At 54.4% G+C, this 1,539-nt stretch carries 1 protein-coding gene and 1 pseudogene; both read left to right on the top strand.

Annotated features, from left to right (window positions below):
- The first annotated feature begins 275 nt into the window (after positions 1–275).
- On the top strand, positions 276–803 hold the full coding sequence (locus tag G451_RS0120310) for a DUF1804 family protein (protein ID WP_027185683.1): 528 nt from the start codon (positions 276–278) through the stop codon (positions 801–803).
- Positions 800–1,539 (top strand): annotated as a pseudogene (locus G451_RS0120305) (phage terminase large subunit); the annotation flags it as partial. The gene G451_RS0120310 and the pseudogene G451_RS0120305, both read left to right, overlap by 4 nt.

Raw genomic sequence — 1,539 nt, 5'->3', positions numbered from 1 at the left:
AACGATAGCGCGGCTCCGGATTGTAGGCGTAGACATGCCCGCCGGACTCCACCACGGCCATGGCGGCCATAAGCTGCACCGGCACACCGGTCAGTCCCGCCCCCGGCCGCACAAGATGTTCAATATCTTCTCTGCTCAGTAGCATGACGCATTCTCCTCGCGTGAATTCGCGTTGTTGAATGCATCATGCACGAGAGGGATAAACACACAAAATCAAGGGGTTGACTAAGGTGTGTGACAAGAGATGAGGGGATTTATCAGGTAGGTTCCACACCATGCAAAATCCCAAACGCAAAGGCAAGGACTACACGGCCAAGCGCAAGCAGATGCGAGAATACTACGTGCAAGGCATGCCCGTAGAAGAAATTGCATCGTTGTTTCAGCTCGACGTGCGCACCATTCACTATCACAAGAATGTCGACCTCAAAAAGCACCATTGCGATTGGGAACAGCTACGCTTGGAATCCATGCTTGGTGAAGAGCATATTGAAGGCAAAAATCAAGCGTTTCTTGCGGCACTGATCGAATGTTTTGAGCAGGAACTGCAACAGCTCAAAGCCGAACCCGATCCGGATAAGCGTCTGAAGCGCCTGGAACGCTACGCCAATGGCTACCACAAACTTGTTGCCGCCGGCCGATCCACGGAACCAGGTGCTCAAATTCACGATATCGCCGCCACGGTTCTTCGTACCCTGGCCACCATGGCCAAAGAAGCAACTCGCCTCGATGTCGTGGAATTTGTTATCGAACACATGGATGCCATTTGTGATCACATCCGCAAGCACTACGGGCGTGATGCATGAAGCTCAATTCCAAAGCGTTGCAGAATGAGCTGGCCGCCCTCAAAGCCGAGCTGGCCAACATGGTGGCTCTGGAAGAAGAGGGCCGGGAAGAACGCATCGCCCATGCCAAAGCCGATTTCCGTTTTTTCTGCGAAACCTACTTTCCGCATCACTGTAAGGGCGAATCGAGCGCGTTTCATGAATGGATTTTCGAACAGGCCCCGCAGTGGGGACCGGGAGCGCGACACGACATCGCCGCCCCCCGAGGCAATGCCAAAACAACCTATTTGGCCCGGCTGTATCCGCTCTGGAAGCGCATTCGCGGCGATACCCGCAACACCAGTATTATCCAGGCCGCATCAGAAGAAGCCGAGCAATCATTGGCTGTTATCAAGGCGGAACTCGAAGAAAACATACGATTACAGGCCGATTTTCCAACAGAATGCACACCGGGAGATCGTTGGCGGCAACGCCAAATCACCACGGTGGCTGGCTGGCATTGCCGGGCTTACGGCGCAGGCAAAAAACTCCGTGGCGCAAACTGGAAAGGCAATCGGCCCGACCTCATAATTTTAGATGATTTGGAAGATGATGTGCTCGTCCGGAGCAAAGAGCGTCGGGACGCCCTCTGGAGTTGGTTCACTGGTGCCGTTCTTCCATTAGGCCCGCCGGATGGGAGCGCTATCATTCTCTATATCGGCACGCGCCTCCATCACGATGCCATTTTATGCCGCGCCGGAAAACGGCCGGATTTTCG

This window comes from Desulfovibrio inopinatus DSM 10711 (genome assembly GCF_000429305.1).
Taxonomy (GTDB): Bacteria; Desulfobacterota; Desulfovibrionia; order Desulfovibrionales; family Desulfovibrionaceae; genus Alteridesulfovibrio; species Alteridesulfovibrio inopinatus.
Note: the sequence above shows the minus strand (reverse complement) of the source record. Positions and strands in the feature narration are given on the sequence as shown.

What these genes read in the sequence shown, in the direction of transcription:
- G451_RS0120310 (WP_027185683.1), top strand. Translation starts at nt 276, where the DNA reads ATGCAAAATCCCAAACGCAAAGGCAAGGACTACACGGCCAAGCGCAAG.